We start from the raw sequence: 25449 nt of genomic DNA on the forward strand, positions 1-25449 counted from the left end.
CCGGTTCACCCGACCGTCGCGCTGCGCTTGCCTGCCCGCCGTGCCGACTGCCGATGCTGTGCAGCGGATTCGGCGGGAGATCCCCGCAGGAGGGAGAGGACAGCGTGCGCACCGTACGCCGTACCGCCGTCGTGGCTCTGGTCGCGACGACAGTGACGACCATGCTGGCGGCGCCTGCCCCGGCACATCAGCGCCCGGACCGGGACTTCGACCTACAGGCCCACCGGGGCGGGCTCGGGCTACGGGTGGAGAGCACCCTCGCCTCGTTCGGCAACGCCCTCCGGCTCGGGGTGAGCACCCTCGAACTGGACGTGCAGATCACCGAGGACGGACGGGCCGTGGTCACCCACGACCGGCGGGTCAGCGCCGCGAAGTGCACCGACACGGCCCCGGTCGTACCCGGCGACCCCGAGTTCCCGTACGTCGGGAAGTACGTCAACACGTTGACCCTGGCGCAGGTGCGCACCCTCGACTGCGGCTCACGTACGCTGCCGGACCGGCCCGGGCAGCTCGCCGTGCCGGACGCCCGGATGCCGCTGCTGAGCGAGGTCTTCGCTCTGGTGAAGCGGTACCGGGCGCACGACGTGACGCTCAACATCGAGACCAAGGTGGAGGCGGGGGCGCCGAGCGAGACCGCCCCACGGGAACAGTTCGTCCAGGTCACCGCGAAGGAGATCCGGGCCGCCGGGCTGCTGCGGCAGGTGACCATCCAGAGCTTCGACTGGGGCGCGCTGAGGCGGATGCGTCAGGTCGAGCCCCGGCTGCCGCTGGTCGCGCTGACCAACTACGACTTCCTCCAGGTCGGGCAGCCGGGCGCCTCTCCGTGGCTGGGTGGGCTGGACATCGACGACTTCGGCGGCGACCCGATCCGGGCGATCCGTAGCCTGGGCGTCACCGCCTTCTCGCCGGTGCACGGCTTCCCGCAGAACGGCACCGTCACCGATCCCGGCTACCGGCCGTACGTGACGCGGGAGATGGTGACCCACGCGCACCGCAACGGCATCCGGGTGGTCCCGTGGACGGTGAACGACGTGCCGACCATGGCCAAGCTGATCGACGACGGGGTGGACGGCATCATCACCGACTACCCGGACCGGCTGCGCACGCTGCTCGCCCAGCGCGGCTACCGGCTGCCCCGGGCGTACGCGTCGCCGTTCGACATCCAGGCCCACCGTGGCGGCCGGGCGACCCGACCCGAGAACACCCTGCCCGCCTTCGCCAACGCCCTGGCCAACCCGGCGATCTCCACCCTGGAACTGGACACCGGGGTGACCGCCGACGGCCGGCTGGTAGTGCTGCACGACCGCACCGTCAACGGCTCGCACTGCCTCGACACCGCACCGGTGCGGCCGGGTGACCCGCAGTTCCCGTACGTGGGCAAGCTGGTGCACTCGCTCAGTCTCGCGCAGCTCAAGACCCTCGACTGTGGTACGAGGACCGCCGCCGACATGTCCGGCCAGGTGCCCGCCCCGGGTGCCCGGATCCCCACCCTGGAGGAGGTCTTCGCGCTGGTGAAGACCAGCGGCCGCACGGATATCCGGTTCAACATCGAGACGAAGATCAGCCCGTTGGTGGACGACACCGAGCCGTACCGCGGCTTCACCCGCAGGCTGGTCACCGCCGTGCAGCGCGCCGGCCTCACCGGCCGGGTCACCATCCAGTCCTTCGACTGGCGCACCATCACCTACGCCCGACGCCTGGACCGGCGGATCGAGACGGTCGCCCTGGTCTGGCAGTACGGGCCGACGGAGTGCGCCGGGCTGGCCGACGAGTGTTCGCTGCGGGCGGTGTACGGCGACCCGTCGGTCAAGAGCCCGTGGACCGCCGGACTGGACTGGTGGAAGTACCGGAACCTGGGCCGGCTCACCCGGGCCGCCGGCGCCGCCACGGTGTCGGCGAACTGGCAGGTGCACGACCCGGCGCAGGGGTCGGTCACCGACCCGGACTGGTACCTGCGGCAGGACCCGACGTACTTCCACGGACCGGACGTACGCACCCTCCAGGCCCGGTACGGGCTGAAGGTGATTCCCTACACCGTCAACGACGCGACGGTGATGCAGCGGGTGATCGACCTCGGGGTCGACGGCATCATCACCGACGACCCGGATCTGCTGGTCGGCGTGGCCATCCGCAACGGCCTGCGGTGAGCCGCGGCGCGGGCGACGCGGCACGCCGGCGTCGCCCGCGCCAACGACGGGAATCGCGGACCGGGCCGGCGTTACTGCCCCCGTCGGCGGGGGTAGACGCGGGGTGCCCCCGCCAAGTGCGCGAACCGTGCCGTGGCCGACACGCGGTAGCGGGGCGAGGGTCGCAGGTTACGACTCATCAATCCTGAGGAGGACAGATGAGCACGCAGGCTGCATCTACCAGGCCGATGAACCGTCCGGCGCAGGACGTGCAGAACCGCGCGGCCATGCAGGAGGCACCCACCCGTCAGATGCCGATGATGCAGGACGGGCACCGGGAGCCCATGCCGGGTGCGGGTACCGAGACGAAGCAGTCGTTCCTGACCACCGAGTTCTGGATCTACGCGGCTGCCGTCACCGCCGTGGTCATCGCCGCCTTCTGGCGTGGCACCACCGACTACGGACTGAACCTGAACAACCCGAGCCAGGCGTGGTTCTTCATCACCCTGCTGACCCTCGGTTACCTGGGTAGCCGTGGTCTGGCCAAGGCCGGCAGCGCGAAGCGTTCCGGCGAGGAGCGTAAGCGGGGACGGTGACCCCGCTCGGGCGAGGCCGCGACCGGCCCGCACACGCACGGTGGCCCTTCGGGATTCGTTCCCGAAGGGCCACCGTCCCGTCGTGCCTAGAACTCCTCGAAGCCGCCGAAGTCGCCACCGAAGTCACCGGCGGCCTCGCTCACCTCGTCCTCGGCGCCCTCGAAGGCGTTGCCGATCATGTGGCCGGCGAGCATGCCACCGGCGGCACCGAGCGCGGCGCCGGCCACCACGCCACCCATCCCGGAGCCGTGGCGCTGATGCGGGTGGCCGAACTTCTGCCCGCCGCCGTAGCCGTGCGGGCCGAACGCCTGGGTGCGCAGGGCACCGAAACGGCCGATCGTCTCCTGCAACCAGCCGTCGACCACCTGCACCCAGTCGGAGCGCTCCGCGTCGGTGTGCGCGACCTGGTAGCGGCCGAAGACGTCGTGCCCGGGTGCCAGGAAACCGCCGCGCTTGTCGCACTCCAGCACCACGTCCACGCCGTGCGGGTTGGTGACGAAGGTCAGTTCGAGTTCGTTGATGGTTTGCGCGTACTGCGGGGCGGCGAAGAACTCGATCTCCTGGTAGAACGGCAGGGTCTGGTGCACCCCGTGGATCAGCCCACGCTCCAGATCGGCCTTCTTGAACCGGAAGCCGAGCTGCAGGAACGCCTCCAGGATGCGCTCCTGCACCGGCAGCGGGTGCACGTTGATCTCGTCCAGGTCGCCCTTGTCGACGGCGCGGGCGATCGCCAACTCGGTACGCAGCCCGATGGCCATCCCGTGCAGACGCTGCCCGTAGACCGCGGTGATCGGCGTTTCCCAGGGCAGCGGCAGCTGGAACGGGATGGACAGCGCCTGCTTCGCCGCGAGTTGCAGTGGCCCGCTGACCGACTGGCGGTGGAACTCCATCACACCGGCGTGCTCACCGATCTCGACCCGGGTGACCAGGCTGATGGCGATTTCCTCGATGTCCGCCGCCGCGTCCCCGCCGAGCAGGTTGACCTGGCCGTCGAGGGCGAGTCCGGGTCTGGTGTTCGGGTTGGCCAGGACGGTGTCCACGCTGGGACCGCCCACGCCCAACGCGCTCAGCATCTTCTTGAAGACCATTGGTACTCCTGCGAGGTCTGGTGCCCGTACTCCATTGTGGGAGCGGACGCGGACCAGCGCACCCTATCGACCGGGCCTGTGAGGTCGCTGAAAAACCGGCGATCCCGGTGCGTCCCGGGTGCGTTCCCGGACGCCGACTGGCCGGGCGGCCCGAACCCGGGCCGCCCGGCTGCACGCGTTACCGGTCAGGGACGCCGAATGCTCTTGGTGTTCGGCGAGGAGTACGGACACTGGCTGGAGTATCCGGTACCGACCACGACGTAGCCCGACGGAACGGGCGAGACCCCGCAGACGACGGTGGTGCCGCTGGCGGACGGGATGCGGATGGTCCAGGTGTTCGGCCAGGCGTACGGACACTGGGTGGAGTTGCCCTGGGCCAGGATCACGTAGCCGTCCGGCAGCGGCCCGGCCTTGCAGACCACGGTGGTGGTGCTCGTGGACGGAATCCGGATCGTCATCGTGTTCGGCCACGCGTACGGGCACTGCGTGGAATTACCCTCGCTGAGCATGACGTAGCCGGCCGGGATGGTCGACACCTTGCAGACCGTGGTGGTGCCGGTGGTGGACGGGGTGGTGATGGTCCAGGTGTTCGGGTATGCGTACGGGCAGGAGCTCGACGAGCCCTCGGCGATGATCACGTAGCCGGCCGGTACCGGGGAACTCTTGCAGATGGTCGTGGTCGCCGCGCTGGCCGGCGACGACGCCGCCAGGTTGACGCCGATTGCCGCGGCGAGTACGACCAGCATGGTCAGTACGGCCCGCAACCTCGCATGACCCGCTTGACGCAACAACTGCACTGACGCCTCCACTTGTCAAGACTTCAATCGCTTTTCTGGGAGTCGGCCGCCGCGGCTTGACGCCAATCGCAATGATGCAAGTTAATGCTGACATGAAGTCAAGATCTGGTGGGCGATCAATGACTATCGGCGAGCTGGCCGGCCGGTTCGGCCTGGCTCCACACGTACTGCGGCACTGGGAGGCGATGGGTCTGCTCGCCCCCGACCGGCAACCCAACGGACGGCGTCGTTACCAGCAAAAACACGCCGGTCAGGTCGGTCTGATCCTGCTCGGCAAGGAGGCCGGGTTCAGCCTCGGCCAACTGCGGGCACTACTGGCCAACCGGGACGACCCGACGGTATGGCGGCAGCTGCTGACCGAACAGCGAAACGTACTCCGCCGGCGAATAAGTGACTCACGCACCTCGTTGGCAATTATTTCCCACGCTCTGGACAGCGATCACCGGGACCTCACCGAATGCACCGAACTGGTGAATTCGATGAACACGACCGATGCCCGGTCGGAGTCCTCCCCCATTTCCGGCGAACCCGACTGAGCCCTTTCCACCTCGACCCCGACGCAGCGGTGGCCGGGCCCGTGCGGGCCCGGCCACCGACGGTGCGAGATCAGCTCGCGGTGCAGCTCACCGCGGGAGCCGAGTTGGTCCCGTTCCAACTGCCGAGGAAGCCGAAGTTGGTGCTTGCCCCGGCGCCGAGGCGGCCGTTGTAGGAGACGTTGCGGGCGGTCACGGTGGACCCGCTGCTGGAGATCGTCGTGTTCCAGGACTGGGTCACCGTCTGCCCGTTGGCGTACGTCCAGCGCACCGTCCAGCCGTTGATGGCGGTGGAGCCGGCGGTCACCCGCACGTCGCCCTGGAAACCACCCTGCCACTGCCCGGTGATCGAGTAGGTCGCCGTGCAACCGGCGCTCGGCGGCGGGGTCGACGGGGGCGGCGTCGAGGGCGGCGGGGTCGAGGGGGGCGGCGTGGACGGTGGCGGGGTCGACGGCGGCGGCGTGGTCGGCGGGATCGAGTCGTAGACGCTTGCCTGCCGCGCGGTCTGCCGGATGCCGTTGGTGCCGTTGAACAACCGCTCACCCCAACTGGTCAGCTGGTTGGGGTTGAAGTTGGTGGCCATGTCGAGGTACTCCACGCCACCGCTGTTGCCGCTCCACGACCAGCCGAGCCAGCCGATGCCGTTGGCCTGGGTGTAGGCGAGGATCGCGTCCTCGTCGGGGTTGCCGTCGGAGTGGTTGTGCCCGAACTCGCCGACCACGATGGGCAGGCCACGGCTGCGGAACCGGCCCAGGTAGTCGCTGATCTCGGCGGCGGTGTCGAAGACGCCGTACATGTGGACCGAGAAGACCGTGTTGCCGGCCGGGTCGGCGCTGAACACGGTGGGCGCGCTGTCGCGCATGGTGAACGACCAGTCCTGCCCCCAGTTCGGGGCGTCCACCATGATGGTGTGGGTGAGGCCGCCGGTGCGCAGCCGACGGATCGCGTTGGCGGTGTCGGTGGCGTACGACGAGTAGTTCTGGTTCCCGTACGGCTCGTTGCCGATGTTGACGATGACGTACGCTTCCTGGCCGTTGAGCGCACTGGCGATGCTGAGCCAGTAGTCGACCGCGCGGTCCAGGCTGACCGCCCCGCTCTGCTCGCCGTACCCGGTGGTGTCGTGCACCTCCAGCACGCAGATCAGCCGGTTGGCCTTGCAGAGCTGGATCACGTTCGACACGTCACTGGCGCTGTTGCGGGTCCACCGGTCGCCGCTGGAGAGCACGACCCGCACCGAGTTGGCGCCGAGTGCCTTGACGTCGGCGAAGGAACTGGTCTGGTTCGGGTACCAGGTGTGCGCGTGGTTGACCCCACGCATGATGAACTCGTTGCCGTTGGCGTCGTAGAGCCGTCCGTTGCTGACCGTGAAGCCGGCGGCGGCGTGGGCCGAAGGTCCGAAGGCGAACACTGCGGCGACGGTCGCCAGCAGGACGGCGCCGACGGCCGCGAACAGTTTTCTCATGCATTCCTCGCAGGAGATGTCTCCCCCGTGCCCAGGGGGTGCGGTGAGTGGCAGGTGAGCGGCTGCAGCCCGACAGCCGCGTTCAGACCCGGCGAGGCATCAGCGTATGCCGATGGGATGGCGAAAGCAACCGGTTCAGTACGCCGGCTACCCGTGACGACCCAGGAGACACCGAGTCGTCACGGGGGCGGACATCCCCACCACAGGACGTACACCACGCCGGCATCTGAACCGGTTCAGACAACGGTAGGCACGGGCCGGGCGCACCGTCAAGCGTCGAACAGGGGTTGACCGATCCGGGCCGGGGTATCCGGAATGACCTGCCCCCGGCCCGAAGGAGACGTCAATGGTCAGCGTCGGCTACACCCTGATGTGCGAGCAGGCAGGTCCGAAGGAACTCGTCGACCACGCCGTACGGGCCGAGGCGGCGGGCTTCGACCACCTCGTCATGTCCGACCACTACTACCCCTGGCTGGAGTCGCAGGGGCACTCCCCGTACGCCTGGTCGGTGCTGGGCGCGGTCGCGCACGCCACCTCCCGCGCGGCGCTGATGTCCTTCGTGACCTGCCCGATCCGCCGTTACCACCCGGCGGTGGTGGCGCAGAAGGCGTCCACGCTGGGGGTGCTCTCCGACGGTCGGTTCACCCTCGGACTCGGTGCCGGGGAGAACCTCAACGAGCACGTGGTGGGCGGCTGGCCGCACGTGCAGCAGCGGCACGAGATGTTCGAGGAGGCGTTGCAGATCATCCGTCCGCTGCTGAACGGCGAGACGCTGACCTTCTCCGGCAACCACTTCGACGTGCCGGACGCCTACCTCTGGGACCGACCGGACACGCCGGTGCCGATGGCGGTGGCCGCCTCCGGCCGCCAGTCGGCGACCCTGGCCGCCGAGTACGCCGACGGCATGATCGCCACCGATCCGGAGCCGCACCTGGTCGAGATGTACGAGCAGGCCGGCGGGGCCGGGCGTCCCCGGTACGGGCAGGTGGCCATCTGCTACGGCCCGGACGAGGCCGAGTGCCGCAAGATCGCCCACGACCAGTTCCGCTGGTTCGGACTGGGCTGGAAGGTCAACACCGACCTGCCCGACACCGACTCCTTCGCGGCGGCCACCCGCAGCGTCCGCGAGGAGGACGTGGCCGCCGGGCTCTCCTGCGGCCCGGACGTCGACAAGCACGTGGCGGCGTTCAAGAAGTTCGTCGACGCCGGCTTCACCCACGTGGCCCTGGTTCAGGTCGGCGGCGACACCCAACCGATGTTCCTGGACTGGGCGCAGGACGAACTGCTGCCCCGACTGCGTGACCTGTGAACAGGAAGGTGTGATCGTCGATGCGATTCGGTAACACGGAGATCCGACCGGCCGGCGGCGGCGTCGGCTGCCTCCTGATGATCCTCTTCTCCCTCGTCGCCTCGGTCGTCCTGACCGTCCTGCTCAACCTGCTCCTGTGACCGCCGCCGGCGGGGTGAGAGCGAACTCGGCGACCAGGGGGTAGTGGTCGGAGGCGTGGTCGGTGTGGGGGGTGCGGACCACCTCCACGTGGGTGAGGTGGGTGGCCAGGGTGGGGGTGGCGAGCAGGTAGTCCAGGCGCACGTCGGGGAACTCGGCGCCACCGTGGGCGGTGGGCACGGTCGGGCCGGCGTCCGCGCCGAGATCCACCAGGCCGGCGGCGAGCAGCCGGGCCACCGCGCGGGTCTCCACCGTCCGCCCGTCCCGACGCAGATGCCGTCGCCGGTACCCGGGCGGTAGCCGACCCACCCGGTCAGCGTGCTCGGCGTACGGGTCGAGGGTGTTCAGATCACCGGCGAGCAGCGCCAGGCCGTCCCGGTCGGTACGCACGGCGCCGGCCGCCCAACCCGCCTCGACCAGCCGTCGGGTGCCCGAGTACGGGTCGAGGTGGGTGCCGAGCACCGTCAGCGGACCGGCGGCGGTGCCCACCACCACACGTTGGGCCGCGTGGTGGAACGGCCGACGTACCGGTGCGGCGGCCAGCACCGGCCACGGCGCCCGCACCAGCACCGCGACCGGCTGCCCGAACCAGGAGCGGGCCAGGTACGGCCGGAGCTCGACGTCGCCGGCGAAGCCCGCGACGTCGAGACCACCCAGTTCCTGCAGGGCGAGCACGTCCGGCCGCTGCCCGGCGACGACCCGGGCCACCAGCTCGCGCCGGTCCGGACCGCCACGGTCCCGGCCGCCGGTGCGGATGTTCCAGGTCATCACCCGCAACACGGGCGGCTCAGCCGGGCCGGCCGGCCCGGGCCAGCTCGTCGTCGAGGGTGTCCACGTCCTCCGACTCGATGGCCGGCTGGTTGCCCTGCCGGACGTCCTCGTTGGGGCGAACCACCCAGTACAACAGCCCGATCCAGAGCGTGGTGAGCAGGATCGCGCCCATGAAGTCCGTCGGGTGGTGCATCCCCCGGTACATCCGGGAGATCGCCACTCCCACCGGCATCACCACGGCGAGCGCCACGAAAACCCACCGCCACCACCGGTCGGTACGCGGGAAGACGATGACGGCGATCGCCACCCAGATGCAGAGCGTGGCGGCGATGTGCCCGGACGGGAACGACGAGGTCGGCATCGGCCCGTCCAGGTTCTCCACCGGCGGGCGCGGCCGGTCCACCGCCGCCGCGCTGGCCAGGAAGAGAGTCAACTCGCCGAACATGGTCAACGCCACGAACAGCACCGGTCGCCACCGCCGCCAGATGGCCAGCACCAGCGGGCAGAAGACCAGCGAGATCGCCAGGATGGCGTGGGTGTCGCCGACCTTGCTCCACCACCAGCTGACATCGTCGAGCGCGGCGGTACGCCGATCGGCGAACCAGGTGGGCACCGTCTCGTCGAGGCTGGCCAGGAAGGTGTTGTCGGCGTAGTAGCTGACGAACATGCCGAAGCCGTAGAGGGCACCGAACACCAGCACCCAGCCGACGATGATCTCGGCGACGCCGGCCCGGGCGTGCGGCAGCAGCTTCTCCTCGTCCGGCGCGGGCGCCACCTCCTGCCCGGCCTCCGGCTCCAACCCCTCGGTCAACGGCGCCGCGGGCCGCCCCCGCTCCAACCGCCACAACCGGAAGGCGTACGCGGTGACTCCCAGCCAGGCCGCGCCGAGCAGCCAGGCGCCGATCACGTCGGAGAGGAAGTGCACGCCGAGCGCCACCCGGGTGAACCCGATCAGGAAGACGACGGTGGCGACCAGGGCCATCGCCGGCCGGCGCCAGCGGGGTGCCATCGCCGGCAGGAACACCAGCAGCAACGCGCCGTAGGCCACCATCGACCCGAGGGCGTGACCGCTGGGGAAGCTCTGTCCCGCGTACGCGCCGATCGGCACCTCCACCTCGGGACGCAGCCGGTCGACGAGCGTCTTGAGCGACGGGTCGAGGATCAGCGCGCCCGCGCCGGTGACGATCAGGAACACCGCGAGGCGGCCTAGCCGGCGGATCAGCAACCCGACCACGGCGACGGTCACCAACCAGATGATGACCGCCCGCCCACCGAGGTCGGTGATGGCGGTGAGCACCGTCACCAGCGGCCCGATCGGTGACACCTGGTCGTTGAGCCACTGCGCCACGCCGTGGTCCACGTCGTACAGCGGCGACCACCGCACCCGGACCAGCACCAGCAGCAACCCGAAGCCCACCCCGGCACCGAGCACGAGCGCCAGACCGGCGAGCGTACGTTCGGTGAAATGTCCCAGGGGTCGTCGCAGTACGTCCCTGACCGCGCCCACGGCAGCCTCCTTCGCTTCTGGCGTGGCGCAGTACCCGATCCGCCGCCGCGGTACACCCGGCGCCCGGCTGGGTCAGAGTGCGGTCATCTCGCCGGTGTCGTGCACCGGTACCCGCTGTACGTTCGGCTCCCACAGGTCCGGCTTCGCCGGCTCCTGCACGCCGATGCGTACCGCCTCCAGTTGCGCCGCGAACGAGAGCCCGCCGAACAGCGCCATGCCGGTGAGGTTCGCCCAGAGCAGCAGCGCCATGATCCCGGCCAGCGCGCCGTAGGTCTGCCCGAAGTCCTCGCTGAACCGCACGTACCCGGCGAGCAGCAGACTGGCCAGCCACCACATGGTGGTCGCGATGCCGGCACCGAACAACAGCCAGGACAGGCCAGGCTGGTGACGGCGGGGCGCGTGGCGGAACAGCACCGCGACGGCGAGCACCGTCAGGCCCAGGCTGAGTGGCCAACGCACCACGTCCCACACCGTTCCGGCGACATCACCCCAGGCGTAGTGGCGTTCCACCGAGTCGCCCATCGGCCCACCGCCGACCAGGATGAGGAACCCGGCCAGCGCCGGAAGACCGGCGGTGACGGCAAGCACGGCGGCCCGCAGGTACTTCCACAACGCCGGGCGGTCCCGTTCGACGCCGTAGATCCGGTTGGCCCCCCGCTCGATCTGGGCCATGGTGCTGGTCAGCGCCACCAGGCCGGTGATCATACCGAGGGTCAGCGCCACCTCGCCGGCCTCCTCGACCCGCTCGGCGCCCGCGTCGTCGCCCCCGCCGAGCAGCTCGGCGACCATCTGGTCACTGGTGCCGGGGGTCAACGCCAGCACCGTGTCGGCGACCACCTCCCCGCCCTCGGCCACGCCCAGCTCGGAGATCAGCCCGGTGAGGGCGATCAGGAACGGCACCACGGCCAGGCAGAGCTGAAACGCGAAGGCGCGGGAGTGGCTGAACCCGTCGCCGTAGCGAAACCGGGTGAACGCGTCCCGCAACAGGTGCCAGCCACCCTCCCGGCGCAACGTCTGCCAGGCGTGGTCGGCGCAGAGCTGTTCGTCGGACATCAGCCGGGTCTCCGGCACGATCCTGGTGCTGCTCACCCGACCAGCCCTCCGTTCGCGACTGCGGGGCTCGCAAGCTCACTCCTCGCGCTCACCCGACCAGCCCTCCGTTCGCGACTGCGGGGCTCGCAAGCTCACTCCTCGCGCTCACCCCTGCCCTCCTCGACGAGGTGTTCGCCGCGCTCGGCGGCGGCCGACGCGTCCTCGGCCAGGTCGGGCGCCTGCTCCGGCCGCGGTACGCACAGCCACAACGCTCGCCGCCGGATCTGCACCCGCAGCTGGCGACCCGGTTCGATCAGGTCGCCGTCCAGTTCCCGAGGCTGGCTCCGGTTGCTGGTTATCTCCACTCGACGGGCGCGGTACACCTCCATCCGCGGCACCCGGTCGCGACGGCGCAGCACCGCCCAGCCGAGGGTGAGCCAGTGCCGCAGCGTGCGCGGGGTGAGCACGGCGACGTCGAGGTAACCGTCGTCGGGCTCCGCCTCGGTGAGCAGGGTGACCCCGCCCTGGAGCCGGCCGACGTTGGCGACCAGCACCGAACGGGCGCGGCGGCGCAACGGCGGCTGATCGTCCAGGCGGATCGACACCCGCATCGGCCGGTCCCGCAGGTGTCGTGCCGCCCCGACCACGTACGCGGGCCAGCCGATCCGGCGCTTGGTGGTCTCGCTCGTGGCATCGAGCATCTGGGCGTCGAAACCCATGCCGGCCATCACCGCGAAGTGGTGCCCGTCCACCGCACCGACGTCGAGCAGGCGGCGGCCACGCTCGATGGCCACCGCCAGCCCGGCGGGCAGTTCGTCGGAGAGTCCCAGGTTGGCGGCGAGCAGGTTGCCGGTGCCCTGGGGCAGCACGGCGAGCGCCGCCTCGGTGCCGACCAGAGCGTCGACGCAGGCCATCACCGTACCGTCGCCGCCGCAGGCGAAGACCACGTCGACCCCGGCGGCGAGCGCCTTCTCGGTCTGACCGCGACCGGGATCGTCGGGGGTGGTCTCGAACCACAGCGGTTCCGGCCAGCCGGCCGCGTCGAGCGTGTCGCCGACGGTCCGGCGCAACGCGTCGAGATCGGTCACCTTGACCGGATTGACCACCACCGCGCTACGCAGCGGCCCTTCGTCCCGTCCAGCTTCCACGGCGTCAGTGTGCAGCACGGTGCCGGGTTGGGCGACCCGACGCCGATGTGCCTCGATTCACCCCGCCGACGCCCCGTGCCGACGTTTCGACCGACGTTCGTCGGGGGACGCGGAGCAGTCGGTCGTCAGGCGCTGGCACGCAGCGCGACCTCGACCCGCTGGCGTACGTCGGCCAGGTCGACCCCGGCCTCGGTGAGCGCCAGCGCGGCGAGGCCGTTGCCCTCCCGCAGCAGGCCGAGCAGGATGTGCTCGGTGCCGATGTGGCGGTGCCGCAGCCGGATCGCCTCGCGCAGCGACAGCTCCAGCACCTTCTTCGAACGGGCGGAGAAGGGACCACCGGTCGGCCGTCGCCGGCCCCATCGGCGGCGCGGTGCCGGCACCGCCTCGCGCAGGGCGTCCTTGCCGAACGACTCCTCGATTCGGGTGACGATGGCGGCCAGGTCGATGCCGATCTCACGCAGCGCCGCCGCATCGGCTTCACCCAGGCCACTGCCCCCGGTCGCGGTGTGGCGGCGGACCCGCTCGCGCAGGTCGTCCGCGGTGACACCCGCGTCGCGGAGCACCCGCGCGGCCAGGCCGTCCCCGTCGGCGAGGACGGCCAGCAGAAGGTGCTCGGTGCCGACCGGCCGTTGGCCCTCGGCGCGGGCCTCCTCGCGGGCCCGTCGCACCACCTCGCGGGCACGGTCGGTGAATCGTTCGAACATCACGCCTCCCAGGAGGAATCGACCGCCGGTCGCCCGGCGTGCTTCTTGTGCACCGCCTGCCGGCTGACCTCGAGCGCGTCGGCGATCTCCTGCCACGACCAGCCCTGCCGTCGGGCGTTGTCGACCTGGACCACCTCAAGCCGTTCGAGCAGCCGGCGCAGGGCGCGGACGGCACGCAGGCCGACCCGGGGGTCGGTGCTGCCGGCCGCGGCCGCGAGTTCCGTCGCCTGACTCATGGCGTCAACTTACATTGACACCACAGCAGTGTCAACCCTAGTTGACACCCGAGGTGTGGTCCCCTTCGCTAGGGTCGTGGCCGCGCGGGCGTTCCGCGCCAGCCGTAGGTTGGAGGCCCGGTGAGCCAGGACGCGGACTACCAGGCAAGCCGTTTCACGCTCACCGACCTGACTCTCGAAATGGCCGGCGGCAGCGTGATCGGCAGCCGGTACCGCGACAACTACGACGTGCTCCACGTCGATCCCACGCTTCCCTTCGCCGTGGTGGCCGACGGTATGGGCGACGGTGCGGGCAGCCGTCGCGCCGGTGCCGCCGCGGTACCGACGTTCGCCGCGCTCGTCCGCGAGGCGTGGCTTGAGGTCGGGGCCGATCAGCTGCGCACCGCTGCCGACGCGGTCCAGTCCGCCGTACTCGAGGCCGGCCGGGGTAGCCCCCAGCTGACCGGCTGCACGCTCACCGGTCTGGTCGTCGAGCCGGAGGGCAGCCGGGGCTGGGTGGTCCAGTTGGGTGACTCGCGGGCCTACCGGCTCCGAAACGACCTGCTGGAACTGATCACCACCGACCACACCATCGCCTGGCTGGGGGTGCTGCACGGCTGGTACCCGGCCGACTCTCCGGCCGCCGCCCGGGCCCGGTACCAGCTCACCCGCTACGCCGGCCACCCGGCCGCACCGGAAGCCGACCTGCTGGCCGTGACCGTGCGTCCCGGCGACACCTGGCTGCTCTGCACCGACGGGGTGAGCGACCAGGTCAGCTACCACGTGATGCAGGAGGCACTCATCCGGCCCGAGCCGGCGGACGCGGTCCGGACTCTGCTGCGCGCCGCACTGGACGCTGGTGGGGCCGACAACGCCAGCGCGGTCGTCGTCCGGGCCTGGCCGGCGTCCTGACCACCCACCGGCGGTGCGGCGATCACGCCCCGGAGCAGCACCGGCGCGACTAGCCTCAACAGCAGGCCGAGCGCGACAGCTGCGGGGGTGATGGCGGATGGCCGCAGCCAGCGACGCGCCGGTGCTCGTCGGCGTCGGTCCGGAGGACGCCCTGCCGGTGGCCCGACTCGCCGCCCGGGTCGCCGCCGCCCACGGACGCGGACTGCACCTGCTGCACGCCTTCAACTGGGCGGCCTTCGACGCACCGGCGGTCTCCAGCTCCCGGGCCGCCGCCGAACAGTTGATCGCCGAGGCGACCGCGGCGGCCAACGCGAACGAGCCGGGCGTGCCGGTCACCGCCGAGATCGCCGAGGGCTCGGCGGTGGCGAACCTGGTCCGCCGGTCGGAGGCCGCCTTTCTGGTGGTGGTCGGCGACGGCGGTATGGCCCACTGCGACCGCTGCATACCGGCGGACAGTCCCGCCGTGCAGGTGGCCGCCCGCGCCGAGTGCCCGGTGCTGGTCGCCCGGCGGGAACCACCACCCGCCGGCCCGGTCCTGGTCGGCATCGACGGCTCGGCCTCCGGCGAGATGGCACTGGACTGGGCGCTCACCTGCGCCATCCGGCATGGGGCTCGGCTGCTGGCGGTCTGGGTGGTCGACTCCGACGGCATCGTCGAGGATGCCACCGCACGGCTCAGCGAGACGGTGGCGCGCCATCGGGCCGACCATCCCGACGCCGCCGTCGAGTGCCACGTCATCCGGGGCGAGCCCGGTGACGTGCTGGTCGACCAGTCCCGCTCGGCACAGTTGGTGGTGGTCGCCGCCCGGGGCGAGGAGCCGCTGCGCGGGATGCTCGGCGCGGTCAGCCAGTCACTGCTCTACCACGCGCCGTCCCCCGTCCTGGTGATCCGTGGCGTGACCGACACACCGGACCCGGACGGGTCGTGACACCCGGGCCGGCGGGACCAACGGCCCTGATCCAGGATCGCCGATTCGGCGAAGCTGACAGAGGAAACCGCGTTGCGGATGCGAGATTCACCGACCCGCGAGAGGCTCAAGCAGTATGGACACCGCTGTAGACCTGCGAAGCCCCCTGACCGATGACGAACTGCGCCGGCTGGACGCCTACTGGCGGGCGGCGAACTACCTCACCGTCGGGCAGATCTACCTGCTGGACAACCCCCTGTTGCGCGAACCGCTGGCCCCCGAGCACGTCAAGCCCCGGCTGCTCGGGCACTGGGGCACCTCTCCCGGACTGAACCTGATCTACGCCCACCTGAACCGTGCCATCGTGGCGCGCGATCTCAGCGCCATCTACATCACCGGACCCGGGCACGGCGGACCGGCGCTGGTGGCGAACACCTGGCTCGAAGGCACCTACAGCGAGCTCTACCACGACATCGGTCGCGACGAGGCCGGCATGGCCCGGCTGTTCCGCCAGTTCTCCTTCCCCGGCGGCATCCCGAGCCACGTCGCCGCGGAGGTGCCGGGTTCGATCCACGAGGGCGGCGAGCTGGGGTACGCGCTCAGTCACGCCTACGGCGCCGCCTTCGACAACCCCGACCTGCTGGTCGCCTGCGTGATCGGGGACGGCGAGGCGGAGACCGGCCCGCTGGCCGGCAGCTGGCTGTCCAACGTGTTCCTCAACCCCGCCCGCGACGGCGCGGTGCTGCCCATCCTGCACCTCAACGGATACAAGATCGCCAACCCGACGGTGCTGGACCGCATCCCCGAGTCCGACCTGCTCGACCTGATGCGCGGGCAGGGCTACCAGCCGTACGTGGTGGCCGGCGACGATCCCGCCGTGGTGCACCAGACCCTGGCGGCCACCCTGGACCGCGCGCTCGACGAGATCGCCGAGATCCAGCGCCACGCCCGTTCCGGCGCGACCGTCGAACGCCCGCGCTGGCCGATGATCGTCCTGCGTACCCCGAAGGGCTGGACCGGGCCGCACGACGTCGACGGCAAGCGGGTCGAGGGCACCTACCGCGCGCACCAGGTGCCGATCTCCGAGGTCCGCAGCAACCCGGATCACCTCGCCGAGCTGGAGAGGTGGCTGCGCAGCTACCGTCCGCAGGAGCTGTTCGACGCCACCGGCGCGCCCGTCGCCGAGCTGGCCGAGCTGCCGCCCAAGGGACCACGACGGATGAGCGCCAACCCGGTCGCCAACGGCGGCACGCTGCTGCGCGACCTGACCCTGCCCGACTTCCGCGACTACGCCGTCGAGGTGCCCCGGCCCGGTGGGACGGTCACCAGCGCCACCGGCGAACTCGGCAAGTGGGTCCGGGACGTGATCAGCGCCAACCCGCAGACGTTCCGGCTGTTCGGACCGGACGAGGTCGCCTCCAACCGGCTCCAGGCCGCCTTCGAGGTCACCGACCGGGCGTGGGTGGCCGGCACCGTCGACGGGGACGACCACCTCTCCCCCGACGGACGGGTGATGGAGGTCCTCTCCGAGCACCTGTGCCAGGGCTGGTTGGAGGGCTACCTGCTCACCGGCCGGCACGGCATCTTCACCAGCTACGAGGCGTTCATCCACATCGTCGACTCGATGGTCAACCAGCACGCCAAGTGGCTGAAGGTCACCCGTGGCATCCCCTGGCGGCAGCCGGTCGCCTCGCTGAACTACCTGCTGTCCAGCCATGTCTGGCGGCAGGACCACAACGGCTTCTCCCACCAGGATCCGGGCTTCATCGACCACGTGATGAACAAGAAGGCCGAGGTCGTACGGGTCTACCTGCCGCCGGACGCGAACACCCTGCTCTCCACCATGGACCACTGCCTGCGGTCTCGCCACTACATCAACGTGGTGGTGGCCGGCAAGCAGATCGCGCCCAACTGGCTCACCATGGACGAGGCCGTCGCGCACTGCCGGCGTGGCCTGGGCATCTGGGACTGGGCAAGCACCGACGACGGCAGCGAACCGGACGTCGTGCTCGCCTGCGCCGGCGACGTGCCGACACTGGAGACGCTCGCCGCGGCGGACCTGCTGCACCAGCACCTGCCCGAACTGAAGGTACGAGTGATCAACGTCGTCGACCTGATGCGGCTCCAGCCGGACTCCGAGCACCCGCACGGCCTGCCGGACTCCGAGTTCGACACGCTGTTCACCCGCGACAAGCCGATCATCTTCGCGTACCACGGCTACCCGTGGCTGATCCACCGGCTCACCTACCGCCGCACCAACCACCACAACCTGCACGTCCGCGGGTACAAGGAGGAGGGCACCACCACCACACCGTTCGACATGGTGATGCTCAACAACCTCGACCGCTTCCACCTCGTGATCGACGTGATCGACCGGGTTCCCGGCCTGGCCGCCCGCGCCGCGCACCTGCGCCAGGAGATGACCGACGCGCGCCAGTCCGCCCGCGACTACACCCGTCGGTTCGGCGAGGACGACCCTCGGGTCGCGGAGTGGCGCTGGGTCCGCGAGACCGACCCGACCAACCGGTGAGGAGATGGCCGTCATGAGCGAGCACGGCGCGGGCGCGGAGATCCTGGTGGGCTACGACGGCTCCCCGGACGCCGCGGCGGCCCTGGAGTGGGCGCTCGATCAGGCCCGCCGCGACGGCCGGCCGGTCCGGTTGGCGTACGTCTTCGAGTGGTTGACCGTGGCCGGCTGGGTCGGTCCGGGCGTCACGCCGGGGATGTGGCCCGACGAGCAGGCCCGCCGGCAGGTCGAGGAACTGGTCGGCAAGGCCGCGGCGGACGCCGCCGCCACCCATCCGGGACTGGACGTACGCGGCGAGGTGCTGGACGGTCCGCCCGCCCTGATCCTGGAGGAGGCTTCGACGCAGGCCGGCCTGGTGCTGGGCAACCAGCACGGCGGCTTCGCCGGCCTGCTCGCCGGCTCGACCGCCGTCGCCGTCAGCGCGCACGCACACTGCCCGGTGGTGGTGGTCCGTCGCCGGCCTACCGAGAGCGACCGGGCCGGGCACGTCGCCGTCGGCGTGGACGGCTCGGAGCATTCGCTGCTGGCCCTCGGCTACGCCTTCGAGCAGGCCGCACTGCGTCGGGTACCGCTGCACGTGGTGCGCGCCTGGCAGCCGCGACGCGACCAGTGGAGCCTACCCGGCGAGCAGGCCCGCGACGCGGCGCTCGCCGACCAGCGTGCCGAGCTGGACGAGGCACTGCACCGCTGGCAGGACACCTTCCCCGAGGTGGAGGTGACCGTCGAGACGGCCGCCGCCGCGCCGGCCGGTCTGCTCGTCGACGCCAGCCGCAACGCGCAGCTGATCGTCGTCGGCACCCGGGGACGCGGCGGGCTGCGGGGCATGCTGCTCGGCTCGGTCAGCCAGCAACTTCTCCAGCACGCCCACTGCCCGGTCGCGGTGGTCAGGGAGCGCTGAGGTGCACCGTGGGCCGGCCGCTGTCAGGCCGGCCCACGGGAACCGCCCCGGAGCGCGCGCAGCGCGTTGAGGATCACCAGCACGTCAATGCCCTCCTGCAGGAACGCGCCCGCCACGGGCGGCAGCCGACCGGTCGCCGCGAAGCCCATCGCGAGCAGCGCCAACCCCATGCCGACCGTGGCACTCTGCACCGCGATCCGACGGGCGTACCGGGCCACCTCGACCGCGTCGGCCAGCGGATCGAGGCGGTCGACGCTGAGCACGGCGTCGGCGACGTCGGCCGAGGCGGTCGCCCCGGTGGCTCCCATCGCCACTCCGACGTGCGCCTCCGCCAGCGCCGGAGCGTCGTTCACCCCGTCGCCCACCATCACGGTCACCGCCCGGCCCGCCTCGGCTCGGACCCGGGTCGCCTTCTCCTGCGGCGTGCACCGGCCAGCACGTCGTCGACGCCCACCGCGTCGGCGACCCGGCGGGCGTCCTCCGGCCGGTCGCCGGTGACCACCACGATCCGGGTGAGACCGGGCGGCACGCAGCCGAGCCATGGTCCGGCGGGCGTCGGGCCGTACCGGATCCTCCAGCAGGACGGCGCCCAACGGCCCGGTCACCCGCCACCCAGACCAGCGAGTGTCCGCCGCGCCGGCCCGACGGCTGGCCCGCTCGGCCCACTGCGGCAACTCACCCGAACTGGCGCGGACCCGGACGCGCCGGCCGTCCACCCGCCCACTCACCCCCGGCCCGGCTCCTCGGTCACCTCGGCCGGGGTGACCAGTCGAAGACCGCGCTCGCCGGCGGCGCGCACCAGCGCCGCCGCCAACACGTGCGAGGACAACTGCTCCACCGAGGCGGCCAACCGCAACACCTCGTCGGGGTCGCCGCCGGGAGCCACGACGATGTCGGCGACCCGGGGACGGCCGGCGGTCAGCGTCCCGGTCTTGTCGACGAGCAGGGTGCGCGCCCGGCCCAGGACCTCCAGCGAACCGCCGTCGCGGACCAGCACCCCGCGTCGGGCCACCCGGGACAACCCGGAGACGATGGCGATCGGGGTGGCCAGCAGCAACGGACACGGTGTCGCCACCACCAGCACCGCCACCGCCCGGAGGAAGTCGCCGGAGAGCACCCAGCCCAGCCCGGCCAGCGCCAGCGTGAACGGCACGAAGGCGGCGGCGTACCGGTCGGCCAGCCGCACCGTCGGTGCCCTGCGGGCGGTCGCCTCCTCGGCCAGCCGGACGATGCCGGCGTACGTGCTGCGTTCGGCGCTTTCCGCGGCCCGCAACCCGAACGCGGGTCCGGCGTTTACCACGCCGCTGGCCACCCGGGCCCCGGCCGCCCGCTCGACGAGCCGGGACTCCCCGGTGACCACCGACTCGTCGAGCGTCGAGGCGCTCTCGGTGACACCGTCGACGGCGACCACGTCACCCGGACCGACCAGCAACCGGTCACCGGCCGCCACCCGGTCCACCGGTACCTCCTCGACCGCGCCCTCGGCGGTTCGCCGCCGTGCGGTACGGGGCGCCCGCTCCAGCAGCGCCCGCAGATCACGGGTCGCCCGACGCTGCGCGTACGCCTCCAGCGTCCGCCCGGTGGCCAGCATCACCCGCGACCACCGCGCCGGCCAGTCGCCGACGACAAGTGCGCCGCCCAACGCCAGCACGGCGATCACATCCACGCCGAACTGCCGCCGCGGCAGGTCCCGCAGCACCGACACGGCCGCCGAGCAGCGCGCCAGGGTCGCTGCCGCCCACAGCGCGTCGGCGACGCCGGGACGCCCGGCCGGTCCGTACCGCCGCACCGGCCAGCACCAGCAGCGTGAGACCGGCGGTCGATCGACCACCAGCTGCCACGCCGCCGACGGGATGCCTCGGGTTGCGGACGCACCGGCTGGTCCGGCAGGCACTCGCCCCCGCCCCGGTCACCTGCCGACCGCTGCTCACCCACCTGCGGATCGTCTCAGCCGGACCGGGCGGTCGCGGCGGAACGCGGGCCACACGTCCCGCCGGGTAGGGACGTGCGGATCGTGCGACGCGGCGGCCGATGACGCACGATGAACCGGACCGCGCCCACAGCCGTACCGAGGTGCGGCACGATGGGCAGAGACGGAAAGGTCGTGAGGATGAGCCACCAGACGCCGGCTACCCACCGCCCGCTGACCACAGCGCTCGCGGAGGCCGCCGCGATGGCCGGTCACGCGCCGTCGGTGCACAACAGCCAGCCGTGGCGCTGGCGGGTGCTGCCCGACGCGCTGGAGCTGCGGATGGTACGCGACAGCAGGTTGGCCGCCACCGACCCGGAGGGCGAGTTGGTCACCCTCAGCTGCGGTGCGGCGCTGCACCACGGCTGGCGTTGGCCGCCGAGGGTGGGCTACCGACGTGCGGCGGATGCCCGACCCGAGCGACCCCGACCTGCTCGCCCGGCTCACCGAGCCGCGGGCCACCGGCGCCGACCCGGACGCGATGCGGGCGGTGCAGTGCATGCAGGTGCGGCACACCGACCGGCGTCCGGTCAGCGACGAGCCGGTCCCCGACGACTCCTTGAGCGCCATCGCGGCGGCCGCCGTGCAGGAAGGTGCCCGGTTGGAGGTCCTCGACCGCGACCAGGTGCTGCAACTGGCCGCGTCCGCCTCGCAGGCCGCCACGGTCGAGGCGGAGGACTCCCGACTCCGGGAGGAACTGGAGTACTGGACCAGCCGTGCCGGCGGCACCGGGCTCACTCCCGAGGTGTTGCCGGAGCAGCCCGCGCAGACCACCGTGCCGGGGCGGGACTTTGGTCGCGCCGGCACGCTGCCGGTCGGGCCGGGACACGACCGGGCGGCGTCCTACGCGGTGCTCTACGGCGACCAGGACGAGCCGGTCGACTGGCTGCGGGCCGGCGAGGCGCTGTCGGCCGCCTGGCTGGCCGCCACCCGACTGGGTGTTTCGATGGTCCCCGCTCAGCGGGTGGTCAGGTGCCGGCCACCCGGCAGACCCTGCGCCAGTTGCTCGCCGGGCTCGGCCACCCCGTACCTCGGCCTGCGCCTGGGGTGGCCGACCCGGCGCACGCCGGCCCACCGCACACCCCGCGACTGCCGCGCGAGCAGGTGGTGGACACCTCGGCGGTGTCCGGCGACGCCGCCTGACCGCGCGGTCCCGGACACCGCGCCGGCCGCATCGGGCGTTTCCGCGCGGTCGGTCGCCGGTTAGCATCGCCGGGTGACCGTCGGCGCACCCAACCCCCGCAACGAGCCACCATCGCTCGGCCTGAGCCCACTGTCCCGAGTACGCCTGGACGAGCTGCTCCAGGAGATGCTGGATCGCGTCGGCGAGGTCATGACCAGCCGGGAACGCCTACGGGCGCTGCTCGACGCGGTCGTCGGCATCGGCACCGACCTGGATCTGCGCAGCACCCTGCGGCGCATCGTGCAGGCGGCCTGCGACCTGGCCGGGGCCCGCTACGGCGCGCTCGGGGTGATCGGTCCCGACCGGATGCTGCACGACTTCATCACCCACGGCATCTCCCCGGAGCTGCACGCGAAGATCGGTGACCTGCCGCACGGCCGAGGGGTGCTCGGCCTGCTCATCGACGAGCCGAAACCGGTGCGGATGCCGGACATCACCCAGCATCCGAACTCGTACGGCTTTCCGGCGCACCATCCGCCGATGCACACCTTCCTCGGCGTGCCGGTACGCATCCGCGACCAGGTCTTCGGCAACCTCTACCTGGCCGAGAAGCAGGGCGGCGTCGAGTTCACCGACGACGACGAGGAGATCGTCGTCGCGCTCGCCGGTGCCGCCGGCGTGGCGATCGAGAACGCCCGGCTGTACGCGCTGGCCCACCGGCGGGAACGCTGGCTCGCCGCCACCGCCGAGATCACCTCACTGCTGCTCGGCGAGGTACGCCGTACCGACGCACTGACCCTGGTGGCGCGGCGCGCCCGCGAGGTCGCCGAGGCCGAACTGGCCCTGGTGCTGCTCTACGACGAGGATGCGGAGCACTTCACCGTCGAGGTCGTCGACGGCGTCGGCGCCCAGGCCGGCGCGCTGGTCGGCACGGTGCTGCCGGCCGCCGACACCAGCTTCGCCGGTCCGGTCGTCGCGGGTCGGCATGATTCGGTGGAGGATCTGGCCCACGCCGCGCCGTGGCCGGCGGTGCTGCACACCGGACCGGCGGTGATCTCTCCGCTGGCCACCGCCGACACCCTGCACGGGGTGCTGGTGATCGCGCACCGCGTCGACCACGGCGGCGCCACCGACGACGACGTGGCCCTGCTGGGCAGCTTCGCCGGTCAGGCGGCGCTGGCCATGGAACGCGCCCGTGGCCAGGAGGAACGCGAGCAACTGGTGGTGCTGGAGGACCGCGAGCGGATCGCCCGGGACCTGCACGACGTGGTGATCCAACGGCTGTTCGCCACCGGTCTGCAACTGCAGAGCGCGGTGCCGTTGACCGCGCGGCCGGAGGTCGCCAAGCGGATCAACGCCGCCGTCGACGACCTGGACACCACCATCAAGGACATCCGCCGCACCATCTTCGAGCTGCGTACCCCGATGAGCGCGGCGCTGCGCACCGAGATCCGCGAGGCGGTGGAGGCCGCCGCCGAGTCACTTGGTTTCCGACCGAGGCTGGAGCTGACCGGGCCGATCGACAGCGCCGTGCCGGACGAGGTCCGCCCCGAACTCGCCGCCGTGCTCCGCGAGGCGCTGTCCAACGCCGTACGCCACGCCGAGGCCACGGCGGTGTCGGTGGTGGTACGCGTCGACGCCGCCCGGGTCGCCGTCACCGTCACCGACAACGGCGTGGGTTGCGACCCGGCCGCCGCCCGGGGCGGACTGGTGAACCTGCGCGAACGCGCCGAACGGCACGGCGGCACCTTCGAGGTACGCGGTGCCGAGCCGCACGGCACCGAGCTGCACTGGTCGGTGCCGTTGGGGGGGTGAGCCGCACTGGTCAGTGCGTCTTGCCCAGCAGGCGGGTGGCCAGCACCGCGGCCTGGGTGCGTCGCTCCAGACCGAGCTTGGCCAGCACGCTGGAGACGTAGTTCTTCACCGTCTTCTCGGCCAGGAACATCTTGCTGGCGATCTCCCGGTTGGTCAGCCCCTCGGCGACGTACTCCAGGATGCGCCGCTCCTGCTCGGTGAGGGACTGCAACTCGCGGGGCTGCTCCACGCCGCTGCGGATGCGATCCAGCACCCGGGTGGTGATCGCCGGGTCGAGCAGCGACTGACCGGCCGCCACCCGGCGTACCGCGTCGACGAGGTCGGTGCCCCGGATCTGCTTGAGCACGTACCCGGAGGCACCAGCCATGATCGCAGCGAACAGCGCCTCGTCGTCCTCGTACGACGTCAGGATCAGCCCCTTGATCGAGGAGTCCACGGCCCGTACGTCCCGGCACACGTCGATGCCGTTGCCGTCGGGCAGCCGGGCGTCGAGGATCGCCACGTCGGGCCGCAGCGCCGGAATCCGGCGGGCCGCCTCCAGTGCGGAACCGGACTCACCGACCACCTCGATGTCCCCACTGGCATGCAGCAGGTCGGCCAGACCACGACGGACGACCTCGTGGTCGTCAAGCAGAAACACCCGGATCATCCCCCCTTTCTACCCCCTCCCGCCCACCCCCACCCGGGCCAAAAGTCCCAACCTCCCCCACCACCTCCACCCGGTTCATCAAGAAGTTTGCGTCTCCGGCGGGCCGGATCCCGACCACAACCTCTTGGTCAACAGGCTCAGGGGAGGCGGGGGGTCCTGGGGGTTCGGGACGTGTGGCCCTGCTGGGTGGGGGTGGGCGGGGCGCACCGTGGGGAGGTACCAGGCGGATGCGAGGGGGCACGACCATGGAGACCGGCTACACCGTCGAACAACTGCGGGCCGCCGCGACCGACGCGGTCCGTGCACCGTCCCTGCACAACGTCCAGCCGTGGCGGTTCCGGTTGCGTGACGGCGGGATCGAGGTGCTCCTCGACCCGACCCGACGGCTGCCCGCCACCGACCCGAGCGGCTGGGGTGCCCGCGTCGCCGGTGGAGCGGCGTTGTTCAACCTGCGCCTGGCCCTGGCGGTGGCCGGCGCACCGGCGACGGTACGACTGCGCCCGTACCCGTCGGAGCCGGACGTGCTGGCCCGGCTGGTGCCGGACCTGCCGCGCCGACCCAGCCCCGCCGAGCAGGGCCTCTACGCGGCCATCCCGCGCCGGTTCAGCAACCGTGCCCCGTTCTGGCCCGACCCGGTCCCGGCCGACTCCCGCTGGCGACTGGGTGAGGCGGCCCGGGCCGAGCACTGCTGGCTGGAACTGCTGATCGGGGTGAGCGCGGTCAACGCCTTCGCCGAGATCGCCCGCAGCGCACACCGGGTCCTCGAACGCGACCCCGCCTACCGGGCGGAGCGCGAGGCGTGGGTACGCGCCGGCACCGAGCCGGACGGCGTCCCGGTGACCGCCAGCGGCCCCCGGGCCGAGCCGCAGGACCTGCTTCCGTCGCGTGGCTTCGGTGGCACCCAGCGGGCACCCGGGCGAGACTTCGAGCCGGAGCCGCTCGTGGCGGTGCTCGGCTCCGCCGGCAACACCGCCGTCGACCAGGTGGTCGCGGGCCAGGCGTTGCAGCGGGTGCTGCTGACCGCCACCGACGCCGGGCTGTCGGTGTCGATGCTGTCCCAACCGATCGAGGTGCCGTCGGCCCGGGAGCAGCTCCGGCTGTCGCTGGGACGGTTCGGTACGCCGCAGATGGTGATGCGGATCGGGTACGGCCAGCCGGGTTGGCCCACCCCCCGCCGCTCGGTGGACGAGGTGCTGGACCTGCCGGTGTCCCTCGCCTAGCGA

At 71.7% G+C, this 25449-nt stretch carries 22 protein-coding genes and 1 pseudogene; 11 read left to right on the forward strand and 12 right to left on the reverse strand.

All coding sequences use genetic code 11. The features are described from left to right. Window positions 1–104 precede the first annotated feature (104 nt). Both ENC19_RS29800 and ENC19_RS02240 read left to right on the forward strand, forming a co-directional pair. A complete protein-coding gene (locus tag ENC19_RS29800) occupies window positions 105–2147 on the forward strand; it encodes a glycerophosphodiester phosphodiesterase family protein (protein ID WP_166457895.1) in 2043 nt (680 codons plus the stop codon). A 197-nt stretch (window positions 2148–2344) separates the two neighbouring features. Continuing rightward, window positions 2345–2722: a hypothetical protein gene (locus ENC19_RS02240; protein ID WP_164445468.1), complete on the forward strand. Its 378-nt coding sequence runs from the start codon at window positions 2345–2347 to the stop codon at window positions 2720–2722. Between the two features lie 86 nt (window positions 2723–2808). Here ENC19_RS02240 and ENC19_RS02245 read toward each other — a convergent pair whose 3' ends face one another. Together ENC19_RS02245 and ENC19_RS02250 are read right to left on the reverse strand one after the other, a co-directional pair. Next, complete coding sequence (locus ENC19_RS02245; RefSeq protein WP_164445469.1) at window positions 2809–3810, reverse strand: sporulation protein; 1002 nt, start codon at window positions 3808–3810, stop codon at window positions 2809–2811. A 185-nt stretch (window positions 3811–3995) separates the two neighbouring features. Beyond that, the gene (locus ENC19_RS02250; protein ID WP_164445470.1) at window positions 3996–4607 is read right to left on the reverse strand and encodes a hypothetical protein; all 612 of its coding nucleotides are present in this window, start codon (window positions 4605–4607) and stop codon (window positions 3996–3998) included. Window positions 4608–4726: 119 nt separating this feature from the next. On the opposite strand from ENC19_RS02250, the gene ENC19_RS02255 reads away from it, so the two are divergent. After that, window positions 4727–5143, forward strand: a complete 417-nt coding sequence (locus ENC19_RS02255; RefSeq protein WP_164445471.1) for a MerR family transcriptional regulator — start codon at window positions 4727–4729, stop codon at window positions 5141–5143. A gap of 70 nt (window positions 5144–5213) precedes the next feature. Here ENC19_RS02255 and ENC19_RS02260 read toward each other — a convergent pair whose 3' ends face one another. Further along, entirely contained in the window at window positions 5214–6602 is a 1389-nt protein-coding gene (locus ENC19_RS02260) for a cellulase family glycosylhydrolase (protein ID WP_164445472.1), read from the reverse strand. A gap of 346 nt (window positions 6603–6948) precedes the next feature. Between ENC19_RS02260 and ENC19_RS02265 the strand changes: the two genes are divergently transcribed. Further along, window positions 6949–7911, forward strand: coding sequence for a TIGR03557 family F420-dependent LLM class oxidoreductase (locus tag ENC19_RS02265; RefSeq protein ID WP_164445473.1), 963 nt, complete (start codon window positions 6949–6951; stop codon window positions 7909–7911). Between the two features lie 123 nt (window positions 7912–8034). Here ENC19_RS02265 and ENC19_RS02270 read toward each other — a convergent pair whose 3' ends face one another. The 6 genes from ENC19_RS02270 to ENC19_RS02295 all read right to left on the reverse strand — a co-directional run bounded on the left by ENC19_RS02270 (window position 8035) and on the right by ENC19_RS02295 (window position 13447). Beyond that, the gene (locus ENC19_RS02270) at window positions 8035–8829 is read right to left on the reverse strand and encodes an endonuclease/exonuclease/phosphatase family protein (RefSeq protein ID WP_164445474.1); all 795 of its coding nucleotides are present in this window, start codon (window positions 8827–8829) and stop codon (window positions 8035–8037) included. A 7-nt stretch (window positions 8830–8836) separates the two neighbouring features. Continuing rightward, complete coding sequence (locus ENC19_RS02275) at window positions 8837–10327, reverse strand: phosphatase PAP2 family protein (RefSeq protein ID WP_164445475.1); 1491 nt, start codon at window positions 10325–10327, stop codon at window positions 8837–8839. A 72-nt stretch (window positions 10328–10399) separates the two neighbouring features. Continuing rightward, entirely contained in the window at window positions 10400–11416 is a 1017-nt protein-coding gene (locus ENC19_RS02280; RefSeq protein ID WP_164445476.1) for a YihY/virulence factor BrkB family protein, read from the reverse strand. A gap of 95 nt (window positions 11417–11511) precedes the next feature. Continuing rightward, window positions 11512–12507, reverse strand: coding sequence for a diacylglycerol/lipid kinase family protein (locus ENC19_RS02285; protein ID WP_281601723.1), 996 nt, complete (start codon window positions 12505–12507; stop codon window positions 11512–11514). Between the two features lie 125 nt (window positions 12508–12632). Then, window positions 12633–13211 carry a Clp protease N-terminal domain-containing protein gene (locus tag ENC19_RS02290; RefSeq protein WP_164445478.1) on the reverse strand — a complete coding sequence of 193 codons (579 nt, stop codon included), beginning with the start codon at window positions 13209–13211 and terminating at the stop codon, window positions 12633–12635. Continuing rightward, the gene (locus ENC19_RS02295) at window positions 13211–13447 is read right to left on the reverse strand and encodes an HTH domain-containing protein (protein ID WP_093402906.1); all 237 of its coding nucleotides are present in this window, start codon (window positions 13445–13447) and stop codon (window positions 13211–13213) included. Before ENC19_RS02295 ends, ENC19_RS02290 begins: the two co-directional genes overlap by 1 nt. A gap of 120 nt (window positions 13448–13567) precedes the next feature. Between ENC19_RS02295 and ENC19_RS02300 the strand changes: the two genes are divergently transcribed. The 4 genes from ENC19_RS02300 to ENC19_RS02315 all read left to right on the forward strand — a co-directional run bounded on the left by ENC19_RS02300 (window position 13568) and on the right by ENC19_RS02315 (window position 18670). Next, a complete protein-coding gene (locus ENC19_RS02300; RefSeq protein WP_281601724.1) occupies window positions 13568–14338 on the forward strand; it encodes a PP2C family protein-serine/threonine phosphatase in 771 nt (256 codons plus the stop codon). 97 nt (window positions 14339–14435) lie between these two features. Further along, window positions 14436–15266 (forward strand): universal stress protein, encoded by an 831-nt coding sequence (locus ENC19_RS02305; protein ID WP_164445479.1) that lies wholly within the window; start codon window positions 14436–14438, stop codon window positions 15264–15266. A gap of 115 nt (window positions 15267–15381) precedes the next feature. Continuing rightward, the gene (locus ENC19_RS02310; protein ID WP_164445480.1) at window positions 15382–17775 is read left to right on the forward strand and encodes a phosphoketolase family protein; all 2394 of its coding nucleotides are present in this window, start codon (window positions 15382–15384) and stop codon (window positions 17773–17775) included. A 13-nt stretch (window positions 17776–17788) separates the two neighbouring features. After that, complete coding sequence (locus ENC19_RS02315) at window positions 17789–18670, forward strand: universal stress protein (RefSeq protein WP_164445481.1); 882 nt, start codon at window positions 17789–17791, stop codon at window positions 18668–18670. A gap of 23 nt (window positions 18671–18693) precedes the next feature. Here the strand turns inward: ENC19_RS02315 and ENC19_RS02320 are convergent. Further along, window positions 18694–20605, reverse strand: a pseudogene (locus tag ENC19_RS02320) (heavy metal translocating P-type ATPase). A 246-nt stretch (window positions 20606–20851) separates the two neighbouring features. Continuing rightward, window positions 20852–20974 (reverse strand): hypothetical protein, encoded by a 123-nt coding sequence (locus ENC19_RS31650; RefSeq protein WP_408058039.1) that lies wholly within the window; start codon window positions 20972–20974, stop codon window positions 20852–20854. A gap of 71 nt (window positions 20975–21045) precedes the next feature. Here ENC19_RS31650 and ENC19_RS02325 point away from each other — a divergent pair, with 71 nt between their 5' ends. Both ENC19_RS02325 and ENC19_RS02330 read left to right on the forward strand, forming a co-directional pair. After that, window positions 21046–21846: a nitroreductase family protein gene (locus ENC19_RS02325; RefSeq protein WP_408058040.1), complete on the forward strand. Its 801-nt coding sequence runs from the start codon at window positions 21046–21048 to the stop codon at window positions 21844–21846. Between the two features lie 102 nt (window positions 21847–21948). Next, a complete protein-coding gene (locus tag ENC19_RS02330; RefSeq protein ID WP_373688891.1) occupies window positions 21949–23577 on the forward strand; it encodes a GAF domain-containing sensor histidine kinase in 1629 nt (542 codons plus the stop codon). A 10-nt stretch (window positions 23578–23587) separates the two neighbouring features. On the opposite strand, the gene ENC19_RS02335 is transcribed toward ENC19_RS02330, so the two are convergent. Further along, entirely contained in the window at window positions 23588–24226 is a 639-nt protein-coding gene (locus tag ENC19_RS02335) for a response regulator (RefSeq protein WP_164445482.1), read from the reverse strand. 245 nt (window positions 24227–24471) lie between these two features. On the opposite strand from ENC19_RS02335, the gene ENC19_RS02340 reads away from it, so the two are divergent. Beyond that, window positions 24472–25446, forward strand: a complete 975-nt coding sequence (locus tag ENC19_RS02340) for an Acg family FMN-binding oxidoreductase (RefSeq protein WP_164445966.1) — start codon at window positions 24472–24474, stop codon at window positions 25444–25446. The last annotated feature ends 3 nt before the right edge of the window (window positions 25447–25449 follow it).

Source organism: Verrucosispora sioxanthis (genome assembly GCF_010560025.1).
Taxonomy (GTDB): Bacteria; Actinomycetota; Actinomycetes; order Mycobacteriales; family Micromonosporaceae; genus Micromonospora; species Micromonospora palythoicola.

Coding starts and splice junctions, on each gene's coding strand:
- ENC19_RS02240 (WP_164445468.1), top strand. CDS start 2,345: ATGAGCACGCAGGCTGCATCTACCAGGCCGATGAACCGTCCGGCGCAG.
- ENC19_RS02245 (WP_164445469.1), bottom strand. CDS start 3,810: ATGGTCTTCAAGAAGATGCTGAGCGCGTTGGGCGTGGGCGGTCCCAGC.
- ENC19_RS02255 (WP_164445471.1), top strand. CDS start 4,727: ATGACTATCGGCGAGCTGGCCGGCCGGTTCGGCCTGGCTCCACACGTA.
- ENC19_RS02260 (WP_164445472.1), bottom strand. CDS start 6,602: ATGAGAAAACTGTTCGCGGCCGTCGGCGCCGTCCTGCTGGCGACCGTC.
- ENC19_RS02265 (WP_164445473.1), top strand. CDS start 6,949: ATGGTCAGCGTCGGCTACACCCTGATGTGCGAGCAGGCAGGTCCGAAG.
- ENC19_RS02290 (WP_164445478.1), bottom strand. CDS start 13,211: ATGTTCGAACGATTCACCGACCGTGCCCGCGAGGTGGTGCGACGGGCC.
- ENC19_RS02295 (WP_093402906.1), bottom strand. CDS start 13,447: ATGAGTCAGGCGACGGAACTCGCGGCCGCGGCCGGCAGCACCGACCCC.
- ENC19_RS02305 (WP_164445479.1), top strand. CDS start 14,436: ATGGCCGCAGCCAGCGACGCGCCGGTGCTCGTCGGCGTCGGTCCGGAG.
- ENC19_RS02310 (WP_164445480.1), top strand. CDS start 15,382: ATGGACACCGCTGTAGACCTGCGAAGCCCCCTGACCGATGACGAACTG.
- ENC19_RS02315 (WP_164445481.1), top strand. CDS start 17,789: ATGAGCGAGCACGGCGCGGGCGCGGAGATCCTGGTGGGCTACGACGGC.
- ENC19_RS02325 (WP_408058040.1), top strand. CDS start 21,046: ATGCCCGACCCGAGCGACCCCGACCTGCTCGCCCGGCTCACCGAGCCG.
- ENC19_RS02330 (WP_373688891.1), top strand. CDS start 21,949: ATGCTGGATCGCGTCGGCGAGGTCATGACCAGCCGGGAACGCCTACGG.
- ENC19_RS02335 (WP_164445482.1), bottom strand. CDS start 24,226: ATGATCCGGGTGTTTCTGCTTGACGACCACGAGGTCGTCCGTCGTGGT.
- ENC19_RS02340 (WP_164445966.1), top strand. CDS start 24,472: ATGGAGACCGGCTACACCGTCGAACAACTGCGGGCCGCCGCGACCGAC.